The 21,377-nt window shown below is 62.5% G+C and carries 18 protein-coding genes; 12 read left to right on the top strand and 6 right to left on the bottom strand.

Annotated elements, in window-relative coordinates; all coding sequences use genetic code 11:
• Window positions 1–13 precede the first annotated feature (13 nt).
• Window positions 14–481 carry an Lrp/AsnC family transcriptional regulator gene (locus AC07S4_RS18645; RefSeq protein WP_494988069.1) on the top strand — a complete coding sequence of 156 codons (468 nt, stop codon included), beginning with the start codon at window positions 14–16 and terminating at the stop codon, window positions 479–481.
• A 465-nt stretch (window positions 482–946) separates the two neighbouring features.
• On the opposite strand, the gene glmU is transcribed toward AC07S4_RS18645, so the two are convergent.
• On the bottom strand, window positions 947–2,323 hold the full coding sequence (glmU, locus tag AC07S4_RS18640) for a bifunctional UDP-N-acetylglucosamine diphosphorylase/glucosamine-1-phosphate N-acetyltransferase GlmU (protein ID WP_494988068.1): 1,377 nt from the start codon (window positions 2,321–2,323) through the stop codon (window positions 947–949).
• A gap of 24 nt (window positions 2,324–2,347) precedes the next feature.
• On the opposite strand from glmU, the gene AC07S4_RS18635 reads away from it, so the two are divergent.
• From AC07S4_RS18635 to AC07S4_RS18615, 5 genes are all read left to right on the top strand, one after another.
• Window positions 2,348–3,247, top strand: a complete 900-nt coding sequence (locus AC07S4_RS18635; protein ID WP_494988067.1) for a DUF6279 family lipoprotein — start codon at window positions 2,348–2,350, stop codon at window positions 3,245–3,247.
• 44 nt (window positions 3,248–3,291) lie between these two features.
• Window positions 3,292–3,927, top strand: a complete 636-nt coding sequence (gene rsmD, locus AC07S4_RS18630) for a 16S rRNA (guanine(966)-N(2))-methyltransferase RsmD (RefSeq protein ID WP_494988066.1) — start codon at window positions 3,292–3,294, stop codon at window positions 3,925–3,927.
• Between the two features lie 81 nt (window positions 3,928–4,008).
• The gene (gene coaD / locus AC07S4_RS18625) at window positions 4,009–4,512 is read left to right on the top strand and encodes a pantetheine-phosphate adenylyltransferase (RefSeq protein WP_494988065.1); all 504 of its coding nucleotides are present in this window, start codon (window positions 4,009–4,011) and stop codon (window positions 4,510–4,512) included.
• Window positions 4,513–4,521: 9 nt separating this feature from the next.
• Entirely contained in the window at window positions 4,522–4,782 is a 261-nt protein-coding gene (locus AC07S4_RS18620) for a YfhL family 4Fe-4S dicluster ferredoxin (RefSeq protein ID WP_494988064.1), read from the top strand.
• Window positions 4,783–4,850: 68 nt separating this feature from the next.
• The gene (locus AC07S4_RS18615) at window positions 4,851–5,453 is read left to right on the top strand and encodes a chalcone isomerase family protein (protein WP_494988063.1); all 603 of its coding nucleotides are present in this window, start codon (window positions 4,851–4,853) and stop codon (window positions 5,451–5,453) included.
• Window positions 5,454–5,511: 58 nt separating this feature from the next.
• Here the strand turns inward: AC07S4_RS18615 and AC07S4_RS18610 are convergent, their stop codons facing one another.
• Complete coding sequence (locus tag AC07S4_RS18610) at window positions 5,512–5,754, bottom strand: hypothetical protein (RefSeq protein ID WP_228894191.1); 243 nt, start codon at window positions 5,752–5,754, stop codon at window positions 5,512–5,514.
• 177 nt (window positions 5,755–5,931) lie between these two features.
• Between AC07S4_RS18610 and AC07S4_RS18605 the strand changes: the two genes are divergently transcribed.
• Window positions 5,932–6,900 (top strand): LysR family transcriptional regulator, encoded by a 969-nt coding sequence (locus AC07S4_RS18605; protein ID WP_161070266.1) that lies wholly within the window; start codon window positions 5,932–5,934, stop codon window positions 6,898–6,900.
• 12 nt (window positions 6,901–6,912) lie between these two features.
• Here the strand turns inward: AC07S4_RS18605 and AC07S4_RS18600 are convergent, their stop codons facing one another.
• Together AC07S4_RS18600 and AC07S4_RS18595 are read right to left on the bottom strand one after the other, a co-directional pair.
• Window positions 6,913–8,469, bottom strand: a complete 1,557-nt coding sequence (locus AC07S4_RS18600; RefSeq protein ID WP_494988062.1) for a methyl-accepting chemotaxis protein — start codon at window positions 8,467–8,469, stop codon at window positions 6,913–6,915.
• Window positions 8,470–8,520: 51 nt separating this feature from the next.
• A complete protein-coding gene (locus tag AC07S4_RS18595; protein ID WP_028833852.1) occupies window positions 8,521–8,976 on the bottom strand; it encodes an Lrp/AsnC ligand binding domain-containing protein in 456 nt (151 codons plus the stop codon).
• A gap of 207 nt (window positions 8,977–9,183) precedes the next feature.
• On the opposite strand from AC07S4_RS18595, the gene putA reads away from it, so the two are divergent.
• Entirely contained in the window at window positions 9,184–12,816 is a 3,633-nt protein-coding gene (gene putA / locus AC07S4_RS18590; protein ID WP_494988061.1) for a trifunctional transcriptional regulator/proline dehydrogenase/L-glutamate gamma-semialdehyde dehydrogenase, read from the top strand.
• Between the two features lie 309 nt (window positions 12,817–13,125).
• On the opposite strand, the gene AC07S4_RS18585 is transcribed toward putA, so the two are convergent.
• Complete coding sequence (locus AC07S4_RS18585; protein WP_494988060.1) at window positions 13,126–13,836, bottom strand: 5'-methylthioadenosine/adenosylhomocysteine nucleosidase; 711 nt, start codon at window positions 13,834–13,836, stop codon at window positions 13,126–13,128.
• Between the two features lie 503 nt (window positions 13,837–14,339).
• Window positions 14,340–16,670 (bottom strand): diguanylate cyclase domain-containing protein, encoded by a 2,331-nt coding sequence (locus tag AC07S4_RS18580; protein WP_494988059.1) that lies wholly within the window; start codon window positions 16,668–16,670, stop codon window positions 14,340–14,342.
• Between the two features lie 359 nt (window positions 16,671–17,029).
• Between AC07S4_RS18580 and AC07S4_RS18575 the strand changes: the two genes are divergently transcribed.
• From AC07S4_RS18575 to AC07S4_RS18560, 4 genes are all read left to right on the top strand, one after another.
• A complete protein-coding gene (locus AC07S4_RS18575) occupies window positions 17,030–18,067 on the top strand; it encodes an NAD(P)H-dependent flavin oxidoreductase (RefSeq protein ID WP_494988058.1) in 1,038 nt (345 codons plus the stop codon).
• A 38-nt stretch (window positions 18,068–18,105) separates the two neighbouring features.
• On the top strand, window positions 18,106–19,737 hold the full coding sequence (locus AC07S4_RS18570; RefSeq protein ID WP_494988057.1) for a GMC family oxidoreductase: 1,632 nt from the start codon (window positions 18,106–18,108) through the stop codon (window positions 19,735–19,737).
• A 141-nt stretch (window positions 19,738–19,878) separates the two neighbouring features.
• A complete protein-coding gene (locus tag AC07S4_RS18565) occupies window positions 19,879–20,649 on the top strand; it encodes an ABC transporter ATP-binding protein (RefSeq protein WP_494988056.1) in 771 nt (256 codons plus the stop codon).
• Window positions 20,649–21,356 carry an ABC transporter ATP-binding protein gene (locus AC07S4_RS18560; protein ID WP_057154276.1) on the top strand — a complete coding sequence of 236 codons (708 nt, stop codon included), beginning with the start codon at window positions 20,649–20,651 and terminating at the stop codon, window positions 21,354–21,356. Before AC07S4_RS18565 ends, AC07S4_RS18560 begins: the two co-directional genes overlap by 1 nt.
• Window positions 21,357–21,377: the final 21 nt, after the last annotated feature.

Raw genomic sequence — 21,377 nt, 5'->3', positions numbered from 1 at the left:
AGAAGAATTTTTTATGAATATTCCGGAACTCGATGAGGTGGACAGGCGCATCCTCAACGTGCTGCAGCAAAACGCGGCCCTGAACAATGCGGAGCTGGCGCTGGCGGTGCACGTGTCGCCGCCCACCTGTTTGCGCCGCGTGAAACAGCTGACGGAAAGCGGCGTGATACAGCGGCAGGTCGCCATCGTATCACCGGAAGCGGTGGGCGCGCGCCTGACTGCCATCGTGGAGATTACGCTGGATGTGCAGGCGGCCGAGCGCATGGTGGAGTTCGAGCAGCACGTGGCGGGCGACGAGGCGGTGCTGCAATGCTACCGCGTGTCGCCGGGGCCGGACTTTGTGCTGGTGATACAAGTGGCCGATATGCCGGCCTATAACGCGCTGGCGCACCGCCTGTTCGCGGCGCACGCCAATGTGCGCAACGTGAAAACCTACTTCTCCACGCTGCGCAGCAAGTTCGAGACGCGCATCGCCGTGTAAGTTATACAGGGCCGTCCACGGGTTTTCCACGCAGTTATACGCGGCTTATCCGCTGCTTTTCCAGCGGTTTTTCACAGGCTTATCAACATTGCCGCGTAGGCCGGATTGCGGCGGCGGCGGATTCCGGCCTGTGGCCGGAGTTATCCCGGTGTTTCAACAGCCTTGCCCACAGCTTTATGCACATGCGTACTGCGCTTATCCCGGGTTTTTCAGTGCTTATCCAAGGCTTGTTCCAGCGCTTACTCACAAAGTTGTCCACATTTTTTGTTAAACCTGTTTGTTTACACAGTAGAAATGTTCAAAACCGGTATGTACTTGAATACAAGGAAGTTGTTGGCAAGTTATCCTCCACTTGCCCCAAGCTTGTCAGCCTGTTCTCCGCAAGCTTGCCCACATCCTTATCCACAGGCTGCGGACATAAAAAAACGGCGCCTCACGGCGCCGTCGTAGAAACACAGGGCAGTTTTACTTCTTGATCTTGACCGGACGCTTCCAGCCCGGAATCGTCAGCTGCTTGGGCCGCGAGATGGTCAGCTGGTCCGCCGGCGCATCCTTGGTCAGCGTGGTGCCCGCGCCTATGGTTGCGCCACGGCCTACCGTCACCGGGGCCACCAGCTGGCTGTCGCTGCCGATAAAGGCGTCATCCTCGATCACGGTGCGGAACTTGTTGGCGCCGTCGTAGTTGCAGGTGATAACGCCCGCGCCCACGTTCACGCGCGAACCCACGGTGGCGTCGCCCACATAGGCCAGGTGGTTGGCCTTGCTGTGCGCGGCGATCTGGCTGTTCTTCACTTCCACGAAGTTGCCGATGTGGACGTCTTCCGCCAGCACCGTGCCCGGGCGCAGGCGCGCATACGGGCCGAGGATGGACTTGGCGCCCACCACCGCGTCTTCGATATGGCAGAAGGGCTTGATCTGCACGCCTTCGGCGATGCGGGCGTTCACCAGCACGCTGTGCGCGCCCACGGTCACGCCGTCGGCCAGCTCGACCTTGCCTTCGAACACGCAGCCCACGTCGATGGTCACGTCGCGGCCGCAGACCAGTTCGCCACGCACGTCGAGGCGGGCCGGGTCCATCACCGTCACGCCGCGCTCCAGCAGCGCCTGGGCGATATTGAGCTGGTGGATGCGTTCCAGCTGCGCCAGCTGTACCTTGGAATTGACGCCCGCCACTTCCCACACGCCGCCGGGATTGGCCGACACCACCGGCACGCCGTCCGCCACGGCCTGGGCCACGATGTCGGTCAGGTAGTACTCGCCCTGGGCGTTATTGTTTTGCAGCGCGCCCAGCCACTTCTTCAGGTGGGCGGTGGGCGCCACCATGATGCCGCTGTTGATTTCCTTGATGGCGCGTTCTTCGGCGCTGGCGTCTTTTTCCTCGACGATGCGGGTAATGTTGCCGCCCTCGCGCACGATGCGGCCCAGGCCGAAAGGATCATCCTGCACCACGGTGAGGATGCCCAGCTTGTCTTTGCCGGCCGCGTCCACCAGGCGCTGCAGGGAGGCGGCGGTGGTCAGCGGCACGTCGCCGTACAGGATCAGGGTAGGGTGGGCTTCGTCCAGCACCGGCAGCGCCTGCATGACGGCGTGGCCGGTGCCCAGCTGCGGTTCCTGCAGCGCGGCGGAGATGTCGGCGCCGGGCACCTGCTTCTCCTTTTCCAACTGCGCCAGCACGGCTGCGCCGCCGTGTCCGTAAATAACGCATAATTTAGCTGGAGACAGGCCGCGCGCCGTGTCTATCACGTGCGACAACAGCGGCTTGCCGGCCAGCGGATGCAAGACTTTGGGCAGGGCGGACTGCATGCGTTTGCCCATGCCTGCGGCGAGAATAACAACGTTCATAGGCCTACTCAAAAAGTTAAAAATATGGAAAAGTTTAACATGCAAGGCCGCGCCAGCCGGGGCGCACGCTACATTTTCCTGGCCATGATGCTGGCGCTGCTGGCCGCCTGCAGTTCGCTGCGCCTGGCCTATAACAACGGCGACACGCTGCTGTTCTGGTGGCTGGACGCCTATGTGGACCTGGAGGCGGCGCAAAAGCCGCCGGTCAAGTCCGACATCGGCGACTTCTTCCATTGGCACCGCAAGACCCAGCTGCAGGATTACGCGCAAGTCCTGCAGCAGGCCCAGCAGCAGTTGAAGGGCAACCCCACGCTGGCCGACCTGCAGGAGGACTACAAGGACATCCGCGCGCGCACCCAGACCATGCTGCTCAAGGCCGCGCCCGACATCGCCGAGCTGGCGCTGGCGCTGAAACCGGCGCAGCTGGAGCAGATGGAGAAGAAATTCGCCAAGAACAACAGCGACTTCCGCAAAAAGAACATGAAAGGCGGGCGCGAAGAGCAGCTCAAGTTCCGCTACAAGAAATCCATGGAGCAGTTCGAGCTGTGGTTCGGCGATTTCAGCAGCGAGCAGGAGGCCGCGATCCGCAAGGCGTCCGACGCGCGTCCGCTGGACAACGAGCTGTGGCTGGACGAGCGCCTGCGGCGCCAGAAGGGCATCCTGCAGATGGCGCGCCGCATCCAGCAGGAGCGGCCGGCGCCGGCGGCGGCCGAAGCCATGGTGCGCGAGCTGATCCTGGAGAATTTCGAGCGCACCGAGCAGCCGTCCGACCGCAAGCCCTTCTTCGACGCCTACACCAAGGGCACCATGGAACTGGTGCTGACCGTGATACGGATAGCGACGCCGGCGCAGAAGGCGCACGCCAACAAGCGCATGCAGGACTGGATAGAGGATTTGAACGCGCTGGCGGCCCAGGCAAAGTAAGCGGGGTAAAGTAGCGGCGTCCGGCCGCATGTTATAGTGCCGCCATGCAAAAGAAGCCCGCCAAACCCGCCAAAGTGCCCGTCCACGGGCCGAAACACAGCAACCAGGTCCGCATTATCGGCGGCGCCTGGAAACGCACCCCCTTGCCCGTGCTCGAAGCGCTGGGCCTGCGTCCCACGCCGGACCGCGTGCGCGAAACCGCCTTCAACTGGATCAGCCACCTGCGCGACGGCGAATGGGCCAGTGCCCAGGTGCTGGATCTGTTCGCCGGCAGCGGCGCGCTCGGCTTCGAAGCGGCCAGCCGCGGCGCGGCCAGCGTCATCATGGCCGACACCAACACCGCCGTGGTGCGCCAGCTGGACGCCATCAAGAGCAAGCTGAACGCCAACAACGTGCAGCTGCTGCGCAGCGACGCGCTGGCCACCGCCCAGTCGCTGGCCGTGCGCGGCCAGAAATTCGACCTGATCTTCCTCGATCCGCCCTACCAGCAGGATTTCCTGGAGCGCGCTTTGCCGCTGTGCAGCAAATTGCTGAAGGAAAACGGCCTGGTGTACGCCGAATCCGGCCTGCCGCTGACCTTCGAGGAAGGCGAGCCGCCCGAGTGGATGGCGGGCTGGCAAGTGGTCCGGGCTGACAAGGCGGGCATGGTGTTCTATCATTTACTGCAGTACACCGGCTAAGCAGGCGGCCCCCCGGCCCTGAGCGGCCGCCTGATTTTCAGGCATAATGCGCGTTCTATGGTGCGACGCAAGGGAGCCGCAATGGTAGTAGCCGTATATCCGGGAACGTTCGATCCGCTGACGCGCGGGCATGAAGATTTGGTGCGCCGCGCATCCGGCCTGTTCGACACGCTGGTGGTGGGCGTGGCCGACAGCCAGAACAAAAACCCCTTCTTCTCGCTGGAAGAACGCCTGGAAATCGCCAACGAGGTGCTGGGCCATTATCCGAATGTGAAGGTGGAGAGCTTCTCCGGCCTGCTGAAAGACTTCGTGCGCCAGCATGATGCGCGCGTCATCGTGCGCGGCCTGCGCGCCGTGTCCGACTTCGAGTACGAGTTCCAGATGGCGGGCATGAACCGCTACCTGCTGCCGGACGTCGAAACGCTGTTCCTGACCCCGTCCGACCAGTACCAGTTCATTTCCGGCACCATCGTGCGCGAAATCGCCGTGCTGGGCGGGGACGTGTCCAAGTTTGTCTTCCCCTCCGTCGACCGCTGGCTGCAAAAGAAAATTGCCGCCATGAAGGGTACGCCGGCGGCGGAATAAGGAATAACCATGGCTTTACTGATTACCGACGAATGCATCAACTGCGACGTGTGCGAGCCCGAGTGCCCGAACGACGCCATCTACATGGGGGCCGAGATCTACGAGATCGACCCCAACAAGTGCACCGAATGCGTGGGCCACTTCGACGAGCCGCAGTGCGTGGCGATCTGCCCAGTGGAGTGCATTCCCCTCAACCCGGCCTGGGTTGAGAGCAAAGAACAACTGATGGCGAAATACGAACGCCTGACTGCGGGCAAGGCGCCCGAATAACTAACCCTGACCCCATTTTTCCATAGTGGTATATTTGCCCTATACAAATAACACTATGGAGACTTTGCATGACTTTCCCCCGCCGGACCGTACTGAAAAGCGCTGCCGCAGCGACCCTGCTGGCCCTGGCCTCCCTGTCTGCCTTGCCGGCCGCCGCCGCCGAGGTGGCGGGCGTGAAGTTCGATGAGACGGTCACCGTCAACGGCGCCACGCTGAAGCTCAATGGCGCCGGCCTGCGCACCAAAGTCATCTTCAAGGTCTATGCGCTGGGCCTGTATCTCACTGAAAAGAAATCCACCGTGCCGGAGATCCTGGCCGCCGACGGCCCGCGCCGCGTGCGCATCGTGGTGCTGCGCGAGCTCACGTCCGAGGAGTTCGGCAAAGCCTTCATGACTGGCCTGAATGACAACACCGACGCGGCCGAGCGCAACAAGCTGGTGCCGCAAACCAAGCAATTCGGTGAAATGTTCGCCATGTTCCCCGCCCTGAAGAAGGGCGACGTGCTGACGGTGGACTGGCTACCCGGCTCGGGCTCGCAAGTTATGCTGAACGGCAAGAATGTCGGCGGCGTGCTGCCGGACCTGGCCTTCTACAATGCGATCCTGCGGATCTGGCTCGGCGACAAGCCGGTGGACAGCTCGCTGAAGCCTCAGCTGCTGGGTGAAAAATAAAGTTGTTGCGGCGCGGCAGGCGGTTTACAGCGTCCTGCCGCGCGGTGCGGCTTGAAACTCAGGCGCGCGCCGCCATGGCGCGCAGCTCGGCCGCGTGGCTGGGGGCGCTGTCCATGGAATTGAGCATGCGGTTCAGCATCATGGCGTCCTGCATCAGGCGGCGCTGCAGGCGTTGTTCCTTGTTCAGCTTGGGTTTCACCACCAGCAGCAGTGCGCGCGCGATGCCGCGCAGCAGGGGCTTGAACAGCAGCAGCATGGCCAGCGCCAGCACGGCGCCCAGCAAAATTTGAATCGCGTCCATGATGGAGATTCCGGAGGTCAGAGCTTGTACAGCAGAAATGAAGGTAGACATTGAAGTTCAGGTGCAATTACAATCAAGTGTAACTATAGTGCGCCGCAACATATAAATCCAATTCCGTTTCCCGATAACAACCATGTGAAACGTGAATATCAGTCCTAACCACCGAGCCGAGTCTTTATGAGCTTCCTGACGCTGGACTTGAATTTGCTGCGTGTTTTCGACGCGGTGATGACCGAGCAAAACCTCACCCGCGCCGCCGGCCACCTGGCCATGACCCAGCCGGCCGTCTCCAACGCCATCAAACGCCTGCGCGAAAGCCTGGGCGACGAACTGCTGATACGCACCGCCTACGGCGTCAAACCCACCCCGCGCGCCGAAGCGCTGTGGCCGTCCGTGCGCAGCGCGCTGGCCAGCCTGGAAGCGGCGGTGACGCCGGAGACCTTCGACGTCTCCAAGGCGCACGCCACCTTCCGCCTGGCCATGGCCGACGCCACGGCCGCCTTCTGGCTGCCGTCGCTGATGCGCTCGATCGAACGGGAAGCACCGGGCGTGAACGTGCGCATGGTGCCGTTGACCACCCGCGAACCGCGCCCCATGCTGCTGCGCGGCGACGTGGACCTGGCGGTGGGCTTCTTCCCCGGGGTGGCGGCGCAATTGTCGAGCGACACCAGTTCGCCGATACGCCATGAACGTTTGTATTCCGGCCATTATGTGTGCGTGATGCGGCGCGACCATCCGCTGGCCAAGGTGGACCTGACCCTGGAAAATTACTGCACCGCCAACCATTTGCTGGTGAGTTTTTCCGGCCGCGCGCACGGCCTGGTGGACGAGGCGCTGGCGCAGATCCAGCGCGAACGGCGCATTTTGCTGACCGTGAACCAGTTCTTCACGGCAGGGCGGGTAGTGGCCAACTCGGACCTGATCACCGTGCTGCCCAAGCACCTGATCGCCTCCACCGGCATGACGGACGCGCTGATCCACAAGGAGCTGCCATTCACGCTGCCGGCGGTGCACCTGGACATGCTCTGGCACGAACGCGACGCGCGCAGCCCGGCGCACAAATGGCTGCGCTCCAATCTCGAAGGCATGAACAGCGTTGCCCAGCGCACCGCACCGGGCACCACGCCGCGCAGCGATACCTACTAGGCCCGCCCGGGCTTAGTGGGCGGCGGAACGGTAGCCGATGCGGAAGCCGCCCCAGTGCTGGCCGTTGACGTAGATGGGCGCCGACAGGTCGTGCATCACTTCGCCCGTGTCGCGCTTGTAGGTCTGCAGCAGGAAAGGCTGGGTGTTGGACCCGCAGCGCTTGCCTGTGCGGTCGCTGAAGATGCGCTTGGTGCGGTTGTTGACGATGTCCACGTCGTAATCGCCCGTCAGCGGCTGCGAGAATTTCTTGTTATGCGTGGGGAAATAGCCATTGTTGTCCACCGCGCCCGCGTAAGCCAGGTGCGGCATGCGCGCCAGCAGGCTTTCCTGCAGGTCCGGCAGCACGCGGTCGGTGAAGGCGTCGAACCTGGTGTTGTGCTTGGGCGGGTCGGTGTTGGGGATGGCCTTGTACTGGCGGTCGAACAGCGCCGCCTGGGTGATCTTGCCGCCGGCGATGGCCGCTTCGAAGATCTTGCCCACTTCCCGGGCCGCTGTCTGCGCCGCCAGGCGGATCTCGTCGTGCGCGGTTTCAATATCGGACATACCCAGCGCGGCCGTGATCACTTCGGCGCGCTCGGCCAGCGCCATCGCCGAGCCGGCCGCGCGCGGCAGCTCCTTATCGGTGGACAGCATGCTGTCGCGGATCTGCGTGATGGCGTCCGCGATCACGCGCGTGGTTTCCACGTGCTCGCGCGAGGCCTGCGCGATTTCGCCGATTTCCTTTTCCGACACGCCGGACGACTGGGCGATGCTGCTCAGCAGCCCGTGCACCGTTTCCACATTGCCGGCCGCCTCGCTGACCATGCCGGCCAGCGAATCCATGCCGGCCGTGGCCGACACCGCCTGTTCATTGATGGAGCGCACCATGGCGCTGATCTCGTCGGTGGCTTCCTTGGTGCGCTGCGCCAGCTGGCGCACTTCGCCCGCCACCACGGCAAAGCCGCGGCCCTGCTCGCCGGCGCGCGCCGCTTCGATGGCGGCGTTCAGCGCCAGCAGATTGGTGCGCGCGGAGATTTCGGTGATGGCTTCGGTAAAGCCGTAGATGCGCTTGGCTTTTTCCTGCAGGCTGGCCATGGTGGCGGCGGCCTGCTGCGCGTCGCTGCGGGCGCGGCTGATGCGGGCCAGTCCCTGGTCCACTTCGGCGCGCCCGGTTTCGGTTTCGGCCCGCACCTGGGCCGCCACCTTGGCCGCGCGCTCGGCGTTGGCGGCGATCTGCTCGGTGGCGCGCGCGTTCTGCACCGAACTCGAGACGATGCCGCTGGCCGTGCGCACGTCGCTTTCGATTTTCTTTTTGACGGAGTCCACAAAATACGAGGTTTCCGCCGCGCCTATCATGATGGCGTCGATTTCCTCGCCCACGGTGTGGGCAAAGCGGCGCGTGCCGTCCTCGCCGCCGCCGCCGGCCGCCTGGGCCAGCTGGGCCGTCAGCGCCGCCACCAGGCCCGCCAGCGTGGCTTGCCACAGCGAACCAGCGCCAGCCAGCTGCGCCAGCCATGCAGCGCCGGCGCCTGCCGCCGTGGCCCCGAGTATCCATAAAACTTGTCGCACCTGCTTGTGCTGCAACTTCATCTGACCTCCGTCTCCGTGGCGGCTTAGGCTTGCCGATCAATAGCCGCTTGGCTATTTGATCGGCAGCTTGCTCGTATTTTTTACTTCTTCCATCACAGCATAAGTATGGGTTTCGCGCACGCCTTTTTGCAGCAGCGTCTTGCCCAGGAATTCGCGGTAGGCCGCCATGTCCTTTACGCGCGCCTTCACCAGGTAGTCGAAGCCGCCGGCCACCATGTGGCACTCGAGCACTTCGGGGATCACCTGGACGCTATGTTTGAATGCATCAAACACTTCCGGCGTGGTACGATCTAGCACCACTTCAATAAACACCAGCAGCGATACGTCCAGCAATTGCGGGTTGAGCTGGGCGGTGTAGCCCATGATGTAGCCGGACTCGTGCAGCTTGCGCACGCGCTCCAGGCAGGCCGCAGGAGACAGGTTGACGCGCGCGGCAAGCTCGACGTTGCTGATGCGTCCGTCGCTTTGCAGCTCCATCAGTATCTTCTTGCTGATCTTGTCGAGCATGAGTTATTCCCCTCAAATTATATTTGGTTAAATTCTCTCATCAAAAACAATGTATTGCTAGTCTTTAGTAATACCAGAATTAATCCGATACAAATCCCTCTACAATCGAAACATTAGTAGCGCCAAGATTACGCTCGCCCAGCCGTGTGCCGGACGGGCGTTTTTTCCATGCGCGCGCCTTGAATTCCCATTGTAGAAAGCCTTCCCATGCAAGCAGTCAATCCGGCCACGGCCGCTCCGTTCTCCACCCTGCAAGCCGAAATCCTGCGCGAGCCCAGCCCGCAGCGCGCCGCCATCACCGCCGCCTACCGCCGCGACGAAGCCGGCGCCGTGCAGTGGCTGCTGGGCCAGGTCCGCGAAAGCGGCGCCGCCGAGGCGCAGGCGCTGGCGCACCGCCTGGTGTCGTCCGTGCGCAAGGAGCGCACCCGCGCCTCCGGCGTGGACGCGCTGATGCATGAGTTTTCGCTGTCCTCCGAGGAAGGCGTGGCGCTGATGTGCCTGGCCGAAGCACTGTTGCGCATCCCCGACAGCGCCACCGCCGACCGCCTGATCGCCGACAAGATCAGCAAGGGCGACTGGCGCAAGCACCTGGGCGAATCGCCGTCCATGTTCGTCAATGCCGCCACCTGGGGCTTGCTGGTGACCGGCAAGCTGGTCGGCTCGAGCAGCGAGCAGGGCCTGGGTTCGGCCATCACCCGCTTGATCGCCAAGGGCGGCGAGCCGCTGATCCGCAAGGGCGTGGACCTGGCCATGCGCATGCTGGGCAACCAGTTCGTGACCGGCCAGACCATCGCCGAAGCGATCAAGAACGGCGAGCCGAACGAGGCGCGCGGCTACCGCTATTCCTACGACATGCTGGGTGAAGCCGCGCTGACCGAGGCCGACGCAGCCCACTATTACAGCGCCTATGAATCGGCCATCCATGCCATCGGCCGCGCCTCGAACGGCCGCGGCATCAAGGACGGCCCCGGCATCTCCGTGAAACTGTCGGCGCTGCACCCGCGCTACTCGCGCGCCCAGCACGCCCGCGTGATGGACGAGCTGCTGCCGCGCCTGACCGCGCTGGTGCTGCTGGCCAAGCAATACAACATCGGCCTGAACATCGACGCCGAGGAAGCCGACCGCTTGGAACTGTCGCTGGACCTGATGGAGGCGATGGCCTTCAATCCGGCGCTGGAAGGCTTCGACGGCATCGGCTTCGTGGTGCAGGCTTACCAGAAACGCTGCCCCTTCGTGATCGACTACCTGATCGACCTGGCCAAGCGCAGCGGCCGCAACTTCATGGTGCGCCTGGTGAAGGGCGCCTACTGGGACGCCGAGATCAAGCGCGCCCAGGTGGACGGCATGCCCGGCTATCCGGTCTACACGCGCAAGGTCTACACCGACGTGTCCTACCTGGTGTGCGCGCAGAAGCTGCTGGGCGCCACCGACCGCATCTTCGCGCAGTTCGCCACCCACAACGCGCAAACCCTGGCCACCATCCACACCTGGGCCAAGGAAGCGGGCGTGACCAACTACGAATTCCAGTGCCTGCACGGCATGGGCGAATCGCTGTACGACCAGGTGGTGGGCAAGGACAACCTGGACAAGGCCTGCCGCATCTACGCCCCGGTCGGCTCGCATGAAACGCTGCTGGCCTACCTGGTGCGCCGCCTGCTGGAAAACGGCGCCAACTCGTCCTTCGTGAACCAGATCGTGGACGAAGCCATTCCCGTGGAATCGCTGATCAAGAACCCGATCGACGCCGCGCGCGAGCAGGGCGGCGCCCCGCATCCTTCCATCCGCCTGCCGCTGGACTTGTTCGGCGCCGAGCGCCGCAACTCCGCCGGCCTGGACCTGTCCAATGAGGACGTGCTGCGCCAGGTGGCCGCAACGCTGGCCGAGCCGCGCAGCTGGAGCGCCGGTCCGCTGCTGGCGGGCGCGCTGACCATAGGCCAGCCCTCGCAGCCGGTGGTGAATCCGGCCCAGCGCGGCGACACGGTCGGCAGCGTGACCGAAGCCACCGCCGCCGACGTCGACAGCGCGCTGGCCAGCGCCAGCGAATTCGCCATGGACTGGCAGACCACCGAACCCTCGCTGCGCGCCGCCGCCCTGACGCGCGCGGCCGACCTGTTCGAGCAGAACATGCTGGAACTGATGGCGCTGGCCATCCGCGAAGCGGGCAAGTCGCTGCCGAACGCCATCGCCGAGATCCGCGAAGCGGTGGACTTCCTGCGCTACTACGCGCAGCAGGTGAGCTCGTCGGCCAACACGCTGGCGCTCGGTCCGGTGACCTGCATCAGCCCGTGGAACTTCCCGCTGGCCATCTTCACCGGCCAGGCCGCCGCCGCGCTGGCAGCCGGCAACGTGGTGCTGGCCAAGCCGGCCGAACAAACCCCGCTGATCGCCCACCGCGCGGTGCAGCTGATGCACGAAGCGGGCGTACCGCGCGCCGCGCTGCAATTCCTGCCCGGCCGCGGCGAAGTGGTCGGCGCAGGCCTGTGCAACGACGCGCGCGTGAAAGGCGTGATCTTCACCGGCTCCACCGAAGTGGCGCAGCTGATCAACCGCACCCTGGCCAAGCGCGCGGTGGCCGAAGGCGCAGACATCCCGCTGATCGCCGAAACCGGCGGCCAGAACGCGATGATCGTCGACTCCTCCGCGCTGCCAGAGCAGGTGGTGCAGGACGCCATCTCCTCCGCCTTCGACAGCGCCGGCCAGCGCTGCTCGGCGCTGCGCGTACTATTCCTGCAGGAAGACATTGCCGACAAGACCATCAAAATGCTGAAAGGCGCGATGGGCGAACTGAACATCGGCAGCCCGGACCGCCTGATCACCGACATCGGTCCCGTCATCGACAGCGAAGCGCAGCAAAACCTGCTGAGCCATATCGAAGCGATGAAAAAGACCGCCGTGAACCACTTCTCGCTCAACGTGCCCGTGGCTGCGGCCGGCACCTTCGTGCCGCCCACCGTGCTGGAAATCCGCTCGCTGGCCGAGTTGAGCAAGGAAGTGTTCGGCCCCGTCATGCACGTGATCCGCTACAAGCGCGCCGACCTGGGCAAGATCGTCGAGCAGATCAACACCAGCGGCTACGGCCTGACCCTGGGCGTGCATTCGCGCATCGACGAAACCATAGACTTCATCACGGCGCGCGCGCATGTGGGCAACATCTACATCAACCGCAACATCGTGGGCGCGGTGGTGGGCGTGCAGCCCTTCGGCGGCGAAGGCAAGTCCGGCACCGGCCCCAAAGCCGGCGGCCCGCTCTACCTGAAACGCCTGCAGCGCGGCGCCGTCACGCCGGCCCAGCACGCACGCCTGTCCACCCCGGCGCTGGACGCGCTGCAAGTGTGGGCCAAAGGCAAAGGCAAGCAGACAGTGGTCGCCCTGGCCGACCAGTACGCCCACAGCACCGCGCTGGGCAGCACCATCGAGCTGCCGGGCCCCACCGGCGAGCGCAACACCCTGAGCTTTGCCCCGCGCGGCACGGTGGTCTGCCTGGCCGACTCGGAAGACGTGCTGCTGAACCAGCTCGCTGCCACGCTGGCCACCGGCAACCGCGCCATCGCCGTCTGCAAAACCTTGCCTGCGGACCTGCCTGCGGCGGTACTGGACCAGGTCCAGCAGGTAAGCAACCTCAGCAGCATCGATTGCAGCTTCCAGGTGGCCTTGGTTGAGTCCGCCCTGGCCCCGGGTGTGCGCGAGCAGCTGGCGGCCCGTGACGGGGCTCTGGTGGCCCTTATAGACACCCTGGCGGACGAAGCCCTCCCGCTGTGGCGCCTGGTGGCCGAGCGCGCCCTGTGCGTCAACACCACCGCCGCCGGCGGCAACGCCAGCCTGATGACCCTCAGCGTCTAAGTCCCCCCGCTCCCCCCAAGCCAGGCTCCCCGCCTGGCTTTTTTTATTTCCGCCCCCCAAAAATCCCCCATCCACCCCACATTCAGCTTGACGACGTGCCGCTGCACCTTGGGGCAGCGCGGCCTATGGCGCCATGTTCGGCCAACACCTTAGCGACGATCTGTTGAACGCTATACGCAACGCGCTGAACCACAACAAGCCTGTGGGTAATTCCGAATTTATCCACAAGGTCGAGGAATTGACCAGTTTGCAGTGCCAGATCAATCCGCCAGGCCGGCCTTGCCTGAAAAAATAATCAACCCTGACCCCTTATTGGGGCTGGCAGAAGTGTTTCAGGATGTTATAGGCGTAGCGGGAGGCGACGGTGTGGACAAAGTGCATGAAATCCACAGCCGCGTCTTCGTTGGCGTTGTCGGAGATGGTGCGGATGATGCCGAAGGGGATGCCTAGCTCGAAACACACTTGCGCTACCGCTGCGCCTTCCATTTCCACTGCCAGTAATTCGGGCAGGGCGTCTTTCAGGGCCGCCAGCTGGGTGCGTTTGTTGATGAATTGGTCGCCGCTGGCGATCAGGCCGCGGTGGAATTGGGGGCTGCCGGGCTCGTTTTGCAGGAAATTGCGTGCTGCAGCGGAGAGCCGGCGCGTCAGTTCGCGGTCGCTGGCGATGCGTGATTGCCCCGTCAGCGGGATTTCGAACCTGGGGAAGAGCGGGCTGGCGTCCATGTCGTGCTGGACCAGGCTGTCTGCAACCACCACATCGCCCACCCTGACGCCCAAGTCTCCACTACCTGCCACGCCAGTGAAGACGATGTGGGTAACTCCGAACTTTTCCACAAGGATGCTGGCCGTCATTGCAGCGGCTACTTTGCCTATACGGGACAGCACGCAGACGCTGTCTACACCCCAAAGCCTGCCTGCAGTGTAGTCGCGCATGCCGTGGCTGACCTTGGCGGCGTGTTCCATGGCTTCTATCAGCCCGTTTTGTTCTTCTGCGAGAGCACTGATGATGCCAAGACGCATTTTTCCTCCGTTTTTCCGCTTCGCGTTCTTTTATAGGTTTACAACAAAAATATATATAAAAAATAGTAGTAGATAGTAAACCGGCGTTTTTTTGTGGATAAGTCTGTTAACAAGTGAAAAATCAAGCGTTTACAGCGTTTACAAGCACATGAACAAGCATTGTATCTACGCAGGAGGACTTCTGGACAAGATTTTCGCGGTGCGTAAGTGGCTGCTTTTCCCACAAGTCATCCTGTGGATATCCAGCACCTTATCCACAATCGCTGTTTTTGCTTGTTTTTTGGTCTGCAGTGCAAAGCATGCAAAATCCGCGTCTTCCTTAGTTTGTTAACTAAAGCTTTTATATAAAATGATAGTAATAGTAAACGCCGGTTTTGCTGTGGATAACTGCCTTAAACGCATAAAAATCATATATTTACAGAAAAGATAAGCGGCAGGACAAGCGCTGTATCAGTTCGGGGGCAAAACTTGGATAAATTTTGCTCTGTGGACTTTCCACTTCCTTACTCACATCTCGCCCTGTGGATATCCATAGACTTATCAACAGGCGGGAAGCTTCCATAGTAGTGATAGCAGTTGCGGCCGTGCTGTTTGGCGAAATACATGGCCTGATCCGCGTTCTTGAGCAGGATTTCAGGGTCGGTCGCATCGTCCGGGAACAGCGCGATGCCTATGCTGGCGGAAATATGGGCGGTTTCCTGCCCCAGCAGGAAGGGAGCGGCCAGGCTGGACAGGATTCCCTGGGCTATGCGCTGCACGTCGCCGCTGTCGTTGAGCTCGCCGGCGATGACGGTGAACTCGTCCCCGCCCAGCCTGGACACGACGTCGGTGCCCCGCACGCAGTGGCTGAGCCTGTTTGCCGCCTCTTTCAGCAAGAGGTCGCCCATGGAGTGGCCGAAGGTGTCGTTGACGGCCTTGAAGCCGTCCAGATCGATAAATACCAGGGCCATGGGCAGGCTGGAGCGCTCGGCTTTCCGGATTTCCTGCCGCATCCGCTCCTGGAACATGCGGCGGTTGGGCAATCCGGTCAGGGCGTCGAAGTTGGCCTGGCGCCAGATCAGCTCTTCGGTGGCTTTTTTCTTGGTGATGTCGCAGAACAGGGCCACGCGCCGGTAGGCCTGGCCGTTTTCGTCGAATACCGCGTTGAAGCGCATTGATACCAGGTAGTGCTCGCCCTGTTTGTTCTGGTGCCAGACTTCGCCTTCCCACTCGCCGTTGTGGCGCAGCGCGTTCTGCATGCGGCGGAAAAAGTCCTGGTCCTGCCGGCCGGAGGTCAGTTCGTAGGCCCAATGGCCTTTCACTTCGTCTTCGCTATAGCCGCTCAGGCGGGAAAATGCCGGGTTGACGGACAGGATTTTGCCGTCGGCATCCGTCACCATCATGCCTTCGCTGCTGTTTTCATACATCAAGGTTGCCAGTTTCATGGTGGCTTCGCTGGCGCGGCGGGCCGTGATGTCTTCCGCCATGACGAACAGGCCGCGTACCTGGCCGGCGGGGTCGAAATCCGGCACATAGCTGATGCCGTCCCAGCGCACGCCCTTGCTGGTCTCGAGCGGACGCTCGAAATAGACCATCTGGCCGGCCAGCGCTTTGTGCAAATGCGGCCTGGATATGGCGTAGACAGCCGGGCCGACCACTTCTGCCACGGTTTTTCCCAAGGCCGCCTGCTGGCTGATCTCAAATACCTGGTCGAACAGCTGGTTGGTGAAAGTGTAGCGCTCCTCGCAATCCACATAGGTGATCATGATGGGGAGATTGTCTGCAATCAAGCGCAATCTTTCCTCGCTGACGGACAGCTTGGTTTCCATTTCGCGGCTGGAGTTGTACAGCTGGCGGTAGCGCAGTTCGCGTTCTTCCAGTTTTGCATAGGATTTGAGCGCGAACATGCCGCTCAGCAGTATCAACAGCAGGAGCAGGGCCAGGCCGGCACTGCCGACAATGAAGGTGGGGCTGGCGAACCAGACCGCATCCTTATCCGTGCCGCCGACGGCGATGATGAGCGGCAGATTGCTTAGAGCGCGGTAGCTGAACACGCGGGATATCTGGTCCACCATGCTGGCCGCGCGGAAGGTGCCGGTGGGACTGTCTTTCAGATGCGCAAACAAGACGCTGCCGGAGAGGTCCAGATTGAAAGCTGCTTCAACTTGCGGCGCGCGGGCGATCAGGCGGCCGTTGCGATGGATCAAGCTGATGGAAACATCGTCGGTGATGCGGGAATTTTCAAAGACAGCGACGAAACGGGCCACATCCAGGGGCGCGACGATGATGCCGAGGAAGCGGCCTTGCTTGTCTTCCACTCTGCGGCTGATAAATAGCAGTTTCTGGTTCGATACTTTCCCCAGCGAGGGGCCGCTGATGTAGAGCTGGTAGGGGGAAGTGCCGTCGCCGTTTTTGTGGAACAGGAAATAGTCGCGGTCGGTGTAGTCCACGCCGATGATAGGCAGCTGGTTGGAGGTGGCGACGCCTTTTCCGTTGGCGTCGATGAAACTGATCCAGAAATCGTGGGTGAAAGAGGAACTGCGCGAGGAGAGCAGGGCGGCGATGGTGTCGGCCGAGCTTTCAGGGGGCAGGACTTTGATGGCGTTGGAAAAGCCGATCAGCGACAAGTCGGCAAACTGGATGGCGTAGAGCACATGCGCTTCCATGGCGCGTGCGAAGTGCTGGGTCTGGCGGCGCAGGCCTGCTTCGCGCTCGATGTAGGAAGTATGCAGTTGCCAGGCGACTACCGCGATAGCGATCATCGCCATGGTCAGCAAGCCGGACAGCAGACGCGTGCGAAAGCGCAGGTAGGCTTGCGAGCGGACGATTTCCGTTGTTTTGCGCTGATAGGCCACGGCAACTCCGGCTCTGGGCTGGTTGAAAGCTGCGAGTTCAGTATAAGGGTAAAGCGTTGTAGTTGCAGCTTTGCAGTTGTGGTTTCTTTCCGTCAGGGCCGGGTAAGAAGTCCTTGGTTTACTTTAAAAGATAGGTATACAAAATAGTAGTAGTTGTTAACGTCGCCACTTTTCTGTGGATAACCGGGTTAACTGGATTAGAATCAGTCGTTTGCACGCTGTACAACACGGCGGGTATACGGTGTACGGCGGAAGGACTGTATCTGGACAATTTTCCGCGCCCAGGTTTACCTTTTGCTTACTCACAAACCATGCCTGTGGATATCCAGATAGTTATCAACAGGTGCCAGGAGGCTGTAATGGAGTTGCTGTCCCTGTTTTCCCACCCCATCATCCAGGGCCCCATGGCCGGCGGCAGCAATACGCCCGAGCAAGTGGCGGCCGTGTCGAACGCCGGCGCGCTGGGTTCGCTGGCCGGTTCGCTGCTGTCGCCGGATGCGCTGCGCAGCCAGGTGGCAGCCATCCGCGCGCTGACGGACCGCCCGTTTTTGATCAATTTCTTTGTCCAGGGAACGCCGGCGCCGGACGCCGCCAGCGTGGAAGGCGCGAAAGAACTGCTGAAACCGGTTTACCAGGAGCTGGGGTGGAGCGAACTGCCCACGCCCGCCAAATGGTGCGAGGATTTCGCGGCCCAGTTTGCAACGCTGCTGGAATTGCGCCCGGCCGTGGCGAGTTTTACCTTCGACATTCTCAGCCCGGTGCAGGTGGCCAGCTTGCACGCGGCCGGCATCGCCGTGATCGGCACCGTGACGACGATAGCCGAGGCGCTGGCCTGGCAGGCGGCGGGGGCGGACGCGGTGGTGGCCTCCGGCGTGGAGGCGGGCGGCCATCGCGGCACCTTCATCGGGGCGCAGAAAGACGCCACGCTGACCACCTTCGAGCTGCTGCCGTCGGTGGTGGCGGCAGTGCGCATTCCGGTGATTGCGGCCGGCGGCATTATGGACGGCAAGGATATCCAGCGCGCGCTGGCAGCCGGCGCCAAGGCGGTGCAAATGGGCACGGCTTTCCTTGTGACCAATGAATCCGGCATCCATCCGGCCTATAAACAGGCGCTGCTGACGGCGGGCGACCGTCCCACGCGGCAGACGCGCGCCTTTTCCGGCCGCTACGCGCGCGGCCTGGAGAACCGGTTCATGCGGGTAATGGCCGATGTGGAATTGCAGGTGCCGGCCTATCCGGTGCAAAACGCGCTGACCGGCAGCATACGCGCGGAGGCGGCGCGGCGCGGCGACACCGAGTGGATGTCGCTGTGGTGCGGCAGCAGCGTGAACCGCGCGCGCGGCATGCCGGCGGCGAGATTGGTGGAAACCTTGCTGAAGGAAATGAAAGCAGGCTGAGCAGTCCAATACACGTAATACAGCGCAAGGAGTGGTCTTTGGAATCTGCGGGACAGTTCGACTACATCATCATCGGCGCCGGCACTGCCGGCTGTGTGCTGGCCAACCGCCTGACGCGCGATAAAAACGTACAGGTGCTGCTGATCGAGGCGGGCGGCAGGGACGACTATCTGTGGATACACATCCCGGTGGGCTATCTGCATTGCATCAACAATCCCCGCACCGACTGGCTGTACCGCACCGAGGCGGACGCCGGCCTGGGCGGGCGCAGCCTGATTTATCCGCGCGGCAAAGTGCTGGGCGGCAGTTCTTCCATCAACGGCATGATTTATATGCGCGGCCAGGCCGGCGATTACGACCGCTGGGCCGAAGCCTGCGGCGACGACAGCTGGCGCTGGGACGCGGTGCTGCCGCTGTTCCGCCAGAGCGAGGACCATCACGGCGGCGCCAGCGAGTTTCATGGCGCCGGCGGCGAGTGGCGGGTGGAAAAGCAGCGCCTGTCCTGGCAGATATTGGACGCTTTCCGCGACGCGGCCGAGCAGACCGGCATTCCGAAAGTGGACGATTTCAACCGGGGCGACAACCTGGGCTGCGCCTATTTCGAGGTCAACCAGAAGCGCGGCATACGCTGGAACACGGCCAAGGCTTTCCTGAAACAGGCATCGGCGCGGCCCAATTTCACCTTGATGACGGGCTGCCATGTGGAAAAGCTGCTGGTGGAGCAAGGAGAGCAGGGGCCGGTCTGCAAGGGCGTGGTGTTCACCGGCGGCGGCACGCAGTGGCGGGCCGAGGCCAGGCGGGAAACCATCCTGGCCGCCGGCGCGGTCGGTTCGCCGGCCTTGCTGCAGCTGTCCGGCATAGGCCCGGCCGGCATGCTGCAGCAGCTGGGCGTGGCGCCGGTGGCCGATGTGCCGGGCGTGGGCGGCAATCTGCAGGACCATTTGCAGCTGCGCATGGTGTTCAAGGTGGACGGCGTGAAGACGCTGAATGTGCTGGCAGGCAACTGGCTGGGCAAGATGCGCATCGGCATGGAGTATGCGCTGTTCCAGAGCGGGCCCATGTCGATGGCGCCGTCGCAGCTGGGCGCCTTCGCCCGCTCGGACGCGGGCCAGGCCACGCCCAATCTGCAATACCACGTACAGCCGCTGTCGCTGGAAAAGTTCGGCGACCCGCTGCACGCTTTCCCGGCCTTCACCGCCAGCGTGTGCAACCTGCGGCCCACCTCGCGCGGCCATATCCGCATCGCCAGCGCCGATTCCTATGCGCCGCCCAAGATCACGCCCATGTATCTGAGCACGCCGGAAGACCGCCAGGTGGCGGCGGACGCGCTGAAACTGACGCGCCGCATCGCCGCCGCACCCGCGCTGGCGCCGTACCGGCCGACGGAATTCAAGCCCGGCCCCGAGTTCCAGAGCGACGAGGAACTGGCGGCGGCGGCCAGCGCCATCGGCACCACCATCTTCCACCCGGTGGGCACCTGCCGCATGGGGCAAAAAAACGACACTCTGGCGGTGGTCGACAGCGAATTGCGGGTGCGCGGTGTAGCAGGACTACGGGTGGCGGACGCGTCCGTCATGCCATTTATTACCTCCGGCAACACCAATTCGCCGACCATCATGATCGCGGAGAAAGCCGCGCAGATGATACATTCCGCGTGGAATCGGACCTGATATTTTGAGCCAGATCAAGCCAGCCGGTTTGTAGCCAAACTTGCTAGCTTGATGGTATTTATACTGTATTGTTCATGATTTTTTTTGTGTGTATGATCGGTTGAAAATTTGGCAGTTTATAAAGAATAACCAGGAGATACGATGTCAAACTTCATCTTGGAAACAAGAAATTTGACCAAGGAATTCAAAGGTTTCACTGCTGTAAACGACGTGAATTTGAAGGTCCAGCGCGGCCACATACACGCATTGATCGGCCCCAACGGCGCCGGCAAAACCACCTGCTTCAACTTGCTGACCAAATTCCTGGTGCCGACCTCGGGCCAGATCCTGTTCAACGGCAAGGACATCACCGCCGCCAGGCCCGCCCATATCGCGCGCATGGGGGTGATACGTTCGTTCCAGATTTCCGCTGTTTTTCCCCACCTGACCGTGCTGCAGAACGTGCGCATCGGCCTCCAGCGCCAGCTCGGCACCACCTTCCATTTCTGGCGCAGCGAAAGCTCGCTGAACCAGCTCAACGCGCGCGCCATGGAACTGCTGGCCGAAGTGGACCTGACCGAGTTCGCCGACACCGTCACGGTGGACATGCCCTACGGCCGCAAGCGCGCGCTGGAGATCGCCACCACGCTGGCCATGGAGCCGGAACTGATGCTGCTCGACGAGCCCACCCAGGGCATGGGCCATGAGGACGTGCACCGCGTAACCGAGCTGATCAAGAAGGTGTCGGCCGGCCGCACCATTTTGATGGTGGAACACAATATGAACGTGGTGTCTGGTATTTGCGACAAGATTTCGGTGCTGCAGCGCGGCGCCATGCTGGCCGAGGGCAGCTATGCCGAGGTGTCGAAGAACCCGCAGGTGATGGAGGCCTATATGGGCACCGAAGCGGCCGAACTGGCGGGGGCGCACTGATGGCGGCGGCTCTGGAAATCAGCAATCTGCAGGCCTGGTACGGCGAATCGCACATCCTGCACAACGTGAACATCACGGTGCAGCCGGGTGAGGTGGTGACCCTGCTTGGGCGTAACGGCGCCGGCCGCACCACCACCCTGCGCGCCATTATGGGGCTGACCGGCGCGCGCAAAGGTTCGATCAAGGTCAACGGCGTGGAAGCCATCGATCTGCCGACGCATAAAGTGGCCCACCTGGGCATAGGCTATTGCCCCGAGGAGCGCGGCATTTTCGCCTCGTTGTCGACCGAGGAAAACCTGCTGCTGCCGCCGCAGCTGGCCACCGGCGAGAAGGGCATGCCGGTCGAGGAAATCTACGCCATGTTCCCCAACCTGGAGGAGCGCAAGCACAGCCAGGGCACGCGCTTGTCCGGCGGCGAGCAGCAGATGCTGGCGGTGGCGCGCATCCTGCGCACCGGCGCGCGCCTGCTGCTGCTGGACGAGATTTCGGAGGGCCTGGCGCCGGTCATCGTGCAGGGCCTGGCGCGCATGATCACCACCCTGAAAGCCAAGGGCTACACCATCGTCATGGTGGAACAGAATTTCCGCTTCGCCGCTCCGTTGGCGGACCGGTTTTACGTGATGGAGCATGGTCAGATCGTCGAGACTTTTGCTGCATCGGAGTTGAGCGCCAAGATGCCAGTGTTGACCGAACTGCTGGGCGTCTGATTTTTACCGTACTACAACAAA

It is taken from the genome of Pseudoduganella sp. GW821-FHT05F09, from assembly GCF_059419605.1.
The sequence above is the reverse complement of the archived record's forward strand: the minus strand, read 5'-3'. Positions and strand labels throughout refer to the sequence as shown.